This window comes from Chitiniphilus eburneus, from assembly GCF_005048205.1.
In the GTDB taxonomy this organism is placed as follows: domain Bacteria; phylum Pseudomonadota; class Gammaproteobacteria; order Burkholderiales; family Chitinibacteraceae; genus Chitiniphilus; species Chitiniphilus eburneus.
The window spans coordinates 1-5404 of record NZ_SUMF01000061.1; the positions used below are offsets into that span (position 1 = coordinate 1).

The following is a 5404-nucleotide window of genomic DNA, read 5'->3' on the forward strand; positions in this document are numbered from 1 at the left end:
GGCAAACAGATTGCCCTGCGAATGCGGCACCAGCAGCACCTTGTCGGCCTCAGCGGTGGCACGGCGGATATCGCGCAGGATTTCGCCTTCCTCATCCAGCGTCAGTTGCGCCAGGGCAGCCTGCTCGGCCTTGGCCTGGTAATAGCGGATCGCCGCTTCGGCCACGCGGGCATCCATGCCTTCGGGCGCATTGCCGTAGAGCAGCGCCTCAGCGATTTGTTCGGGAGCGGTATCGGGGTTCTGTTGGCTGAGCTGGTAGAAGGTCTGGGCGATGTCGGCGAAGAAGCCGTGGGTTTGGTTGTAGGCAAGGTCGGTTTGAACGGAGTGGCCAAGCTTTTGTTCCAAAGCAAGCTGGATCATATCTTTACTTTTTCTTGCTTCAGCACGCGGGGTAGTTATGCCGTTGATATGAACCACGACAGGAATTTGATCACATTGATTTAATTCTGCCCAAGAATTGCCTGCAAAAAACAATCCGACAACTAGAATTTTGGCTTTCATATCCTCTCCTTAATCGCACTGATAGCGAAGCGGGGAGCGAAACATCATTCCGCCAATTAACTCGTCCCCCTTTTTATTTGCAGCCATACGTTCAGGGGTATTTGAATGTAAAGCGGACAATTTTTTATGGAACTTCAGCCTCCATTCATATTCTTTTGTTGGGCCATAAGTCCTTTCAAAGCAGCTTGATGGCATATCTCCTTGTTTAAAGAGGTCTCTTGCCTTTTCTCGATCATTTCCGCTCGCGGCCAAAATTTCCTGTTGGGTTATCCGTGCGGATTCCATCGCATACTTGAACCGCGCCGGGTGCTGGCCCACTTCCTGCGCTAAAAAGCGCTGTACGTCATCGCGTACGCCGTCGTGGTCGGCGTCGATGCCGGCCAGCGTTTTGCGGCCGGCCGCGCCGGGATCGGGCGGGACTTTGATGCCGTTGATGGTGTCGGTGTTGCCCGGTGGGATCGGGGTGACGGCTTCGCATTGTTGGATTGGTTGCCACAGTGCTGGCACGCGCGGCGGCTGCCATTCGGTGCCTTTGTGGGCGGTATGCGCCTGGCGGGCGCGGTAGTAGTCGCCTTCGAAACGAATCTGGTCGCCCAGGGCGTAGCTGTAGCCGGCTTGCCAGGGGGCGCAGCGTTGTACCGGGCCGTGGTGCAGTTGCCATAGCGCGGGGGTGGATGCGGGGTTCCAGTTGGCGCCTTTTTGCGCGGTGTGCGATTGCAGTGCGCGGTAGGTCTGGCCTTGGTATTGCACGACCACGCCGATCAGGTAGCCGTCGCTTTCGCGCCATTCGGGCAGCGGTGGGGTGGCCCACGCCAGGGGGGTAAGCAGGCAGGCGGTGAGCAGGGGGATGGCGGTACGGTGCATCGGTCGATCTCCTGGGTCGATGCCAAGGCATCGCGACATGTACGGTCGTGTTCCCAGTGGTGCCGCTGTCCTGTGCCGGTCAGTCGGAAGCGCCGACTATACCCGTGCTTTTTTACACACACCAAAAAATTTTTATAGAAAAACCACCTAAATTTCTTACAAATATAATTTGACAGTTTACCCCAAGGTAGGGTTTGGATGCGTCGGCAGGCATCGGGGCGTAAGTCGTCTCACCCTACCCCGCTCGCCGCTTCGCCAGGCACGGCGCCCCTTTTGCGGGCCGAACGCCGCCGAGTGCAATCGGCAAATCAGGGCACGCTCACGCGTGAGGCGCGCAACGGGGCATCAACGCGGCCATTGCGGGATAGGTAAGAAGCAGCCACAAAAAGTCAGCATTAAGAAAGAAATCTGCCGCCGATTTTCAAGAGGATGTCGCGTCTTCCCGGTACTGCGCCAGCCATTCGCCGATGGCACGATCTTCAGAAAGCCGGTTGATCCACCACTTGTGCGCGCGGCCCAGGCCGGTGGTACGCCAGGCGGCGTACAGCACGGCGGGTTCTTTGTGTTCCTCCACCGTCAGCGCCACCAGGCTGCCAGCCTCGATGTAGGGCATGGCCAGGCAGCGCGGCAGGTAGCCGCAGCCCAGGCCGGCGATCTGCGCCGATAGCTTGGCCTGGATATCGGGCACGGTGAAGATTTCCTGGCCGCTGAGAATGCCAACGTTGCGCGGCAGCAAGGTGCGAGAGGTATCGGCCATCGCCACCACGCGGTGCTGCTGAATCTGGTTGGCGGACAACGGCTGCTTCGCCTGCGCCAGCGGGTGGCCCGGCGCGACGGCGAATACGAAGTCCACCTCGCCCAGCGCGCGGGTGGCATAGCCGCCGCCATGCGGGCCTTCGCCGGATACGCCCACCGCCAGGTCGGCGCGATGGTCCAGTAGTGCGTCCCACATGCCAGCCAGCACTTCGCGCGAGAAGCGCAGCCGGGTGCCGGAATCGAGCAAGTCGAAATCGCGCACGATGGGGTGCAGCAGTTCCATCGGCAGCAGGCCGTCCAGCGCTACGTTCAGTTCGGTTTCCCACCCGGTGGCCACGCGCCGCACCCGGCATTCCAGGTCGCCCGCCGCACGCAGCAGGTGGCGGCCCTCGTCCAGCAGCGTCTGCCCGGCTTCGGTCAGCTTGGCGCGGTGACCGCTGCGGTCGAACAACTGCACGCCCAGTTCGTCCTCCAGCTTCTTGACCATGTAGGTCACAGCGGAAGGCACGCGGTGCACTTCGTCGGCGGCGGCGGCAAAGCTGCCCTTGCGCACGATGGCATCCAGGATTTCCAGGGCTTCCAGGTTCAGCCTGAGCATGTCGATAACCTTCAACCGATTTGAACGAGTAATTGCAAACTGTTCGCTATCAATCGCAAATACCAAGGAATATCATCGCTTTACAGATAGCAAACAACAGAAGGAGATTATGATGCGTTACCTGCGCAAAGCCAACGATCGCGGTGCCGCCGACCACGGCTGGTTGCAATCGCGGCACAGTTTTTCCTTCGCCGATTACCACGATCCCGCCCATATGCAGTTCGGCGCGCTGCGTGTGATCAACGAGGACCGGGTACAAGCGGGCATGGGCTTCGGCACGCATTCGCACCGTGACATGGAAATCATCAGCTACGTGCTGTCCGGGCAATTGCAGCACCGCGACAGCATGGGCAACACCTCCGTGATCGGGCCGGGCAATGTGCAGCGCATGAGTGCGGGGACCGGCGTGACGCACTCCGAGTTCAACCCGTCGAATAGCGACCCGGTGCACTTCCTCCAGATATGGATCATTCCCGAGGCACGCGGTCTGGCGCCGTCGTATGAGGAAAAGATCTTCGACGAGGCGGAAAAGCGTGGCCGGCTGCGGCTGGTGGCCAGCCCGGACGGCGCCGACGGCTCGGTGCGGCTGCACCAGGACGCGCGGCTCTACATTGGCCTGTTCGACGGCGACGAGCACGTGCAGTACGTGATGCAGCCGGGGCGCGGCGTCTACCTGCACGTGGCGCGCGGCGAGATCGAGGTCGATGGCCAGCGGCTGCAAGCCGGCGATGCGCTGATGGTGGAAGAGGAAAGCAGTCTGGAACTGCGCCAAGGCAGGCAGGCCGAGGTGCTGCTGTTCGACCTGGCCTGAGCGCAGTCGAGGCGGCATAGCCGGCACCTCAGGTGCTGACAGCCGATACCTGTGAAAAGGGCGTGCCTTGCGGCACGCCCTTTTCACACATAGAGGGCACGGATGAAGCGGTGGTCGATCATGCCCGCCTCGTCCGGCAGCGCGGCGCGGCGCGGCGCGGCGCGTGCCTAGCCCAGGTGGGCGAAGCACGCCAGCGCCACCGCATTGTCAGCCGCCACGCTGGCCTCCCCCTACCGTGGATCAAGCCCTCGCACTGCATACTTGGCCGCAGGTTCGACTCTCGCCGCCGCACCCCGCGCTACTGCGCCGCGCCGACGCCCGCCACCACCACTTCCACCCGGTCGAAACGCCCGCCTCCGTCCAGCGCGGTCAGCCGAACACGGCCGTTCTGCTTGAACTCCAGCCGCAGCGGGCGCCCCGGCGCGCTGTCACCGGCCAGTTCGCCGTCGCGCAGCCAGTACACGGTGCCGGCCGCACCCAGCGTGCCAACGTCCACGATGGCGCTCTGCCGGCCCGCTGCCGGGCGCAGCACGCTGCCCGGATCGACGCCGACGATGCGCAACGAGGTAGTGGCACCGGCCGGGGCGCAACCGGGGGCCCAGCGCGGCGGGGCGTAACGCGCGGCCACGGCCGGGTCCAGCCACGGTTCCAGCCACAACGGCCAGCGCGCGATACGTTGCGATACGGCGTTCGCCGCGCAGGCGGGCGTGACGCGCAGCTTGCGTTCTGGATCGAGCCAGATCGTTTCCACCAGCCCGCCGGAGCGGGCACGATCCGGCAGCGTTGGCGGCGCGGTGCCGGCCAGCAACCACGCGGTGCGCTTTTCGTGGCAGAACGCGGGCGGCGTGTCGGCGGCCAGTTGTCCCAGCGGCCAGCAGATCGCCGCCGGCGTGACGCTGGTCGGGCGCGGCGCGCGGCGGGCGCCGGGCACAGTGGGCAATGCAGCGGCCAGGTCCTTGAGCAAGGGCGCAGCAATGTTGGCGCCGAAGAAGCCGGGATTGGGCGTGCCGTCGGGACGGCCGACCCACACGCCGATGGTGTAGCCATCGGTGACGCCCACCGCCCAGGCATCGCGAAAACCGAAGCTGGTGCCGGTCTTCCACGCCAGTTGCAGCGGGCCGGACTGGAACGGCCGATCCGGCCGGCCGCCGCTTTCCAGGATATCGCGTACGATCCACGCCGCACCGGGGCTCATCAACCGTGCTTCGCGCCGTGGCGCGTCGGGGCTGAGCCGGGGGATGCCGGCCATGCCGCCGGCCGCCAGCGCGCGATAGCCGCCGACCAGTTCTTCCAGCGTGGTGCCGCCGCCGCCCAGGATCAGGCTGAGATTGGGCGCCGCGCCGCGCTGCATACGCAGCTTGACGCCCCCTTTTGCCAGTTGCGTGGCAAACGCCTGCGGCCCCACGTGGTCAAGCAGATCCACCGCCGGCACGTTGAGCGAGCGTTGCAGCGCGTCCGCCACGCTGACCGGGCCGCTGAACGCCGCCTGGAAGTTGCCCGGCTGGTAGCCGCCGAACGATTGCGGCGCGTCGGTGAGCAGGCTTTCGGAATGCACCAGCCCCTGGTCCAGCGCCATCGCGTAGAGGAAGGGCTTGAGCGTGGAACCGGGCGAGCGGATGCCGCGCACCATGTCCACGTGGGCGAAGCGCTTGTTGTCGGCGAAGTCGGCCGATCCGGCGTAGCCGCGCACCGCCAGGCTGGTGTTCTCCATCACCAGCACCGCCATCGACACCTTGGGCGGCAACTGGCCCAGCCGATCCAGCAGCATGCGCTCGACCGTGGCCTGGATGTCGGCGTCCAGCGTACTGACGATCACGCGGCGCTTGCCCGGCTGGCGCGCACCGCGCCGCGCCGCCTGCCGCAGCCGCTCGGCC

5 protein-coding genes are annotated in these 5404 nt (G+C 64.7%); 1 reads left to right on the forward strand and 4 read right to left on the reverse strand.

What is annotated here, in order from left to right; genetic code table 11:
- The 3 genes from FAZ21_RS19765 to FAZ21_RS19775 form a co-directional block, all read right to left on the reverse strand.
- A partial coding sequence (locus FAZ21_RS19765) for a hypothetical protein (RefSeq protein ID WP_136775147.1) occupies positions 1 to 501 on the reverse strand: 501 nt, incomplete at its 3' end.
- A gap of 9 nt (positions 502 to 510) precedes the next feature.
- On the reverse strand, positions 511 to 1365 hold the full coding sequence (locus tag FAZ21_RS19770; protein ID WP_136775148.1) for a carbohydrate-binding protein: 855 nt from the start codon (positions 1363 to 1365) through the stop codon (positions 511 to 513).
- A 421-nt stretch (positions 1366 to 1786) separates the two neighbouring features.
- On the reverse strand, positions 1787 to 2719 hold the full coding sequence (locus tag FAZ21_RS19775; RefSeq protein WP_136775149.1) for a LysR family transcriptional regulator: 933 nt from the start codon (positions 2717 to 2719) through the stop codon (positions 1787 to 1789).
- A gap of 112 nt (positions 2720 to 2831) precedes the next feature.
- Here FAZ21_RS19775 and FAZ21_RS19780 point away from each other — a divergent pair, with 112 nt between their 5' ends.
- Entirely contained in the window at positions 2832 to 3530 is a 699-nt protein-coding gene (locus tag FAZ21_RS19780; protein ID WP_136775150.1) for a pirin family protein, read from the forward strand.
- 298 nt (positions 3531 to 3828) lie between these two features.
- On the opposite strand, the gene FAZ21_RS19785 is transcribed toward FAZ21_RS19780, so the two are convergent.
- The coding region (locus FAZ21_RS19785) for a penicillin-binding transpeptidase domain-containing protein (protein WP_136775151.1) at positions 3829 to 5404 on the reverse strand (1576 nt) is incomplete at its 5' end.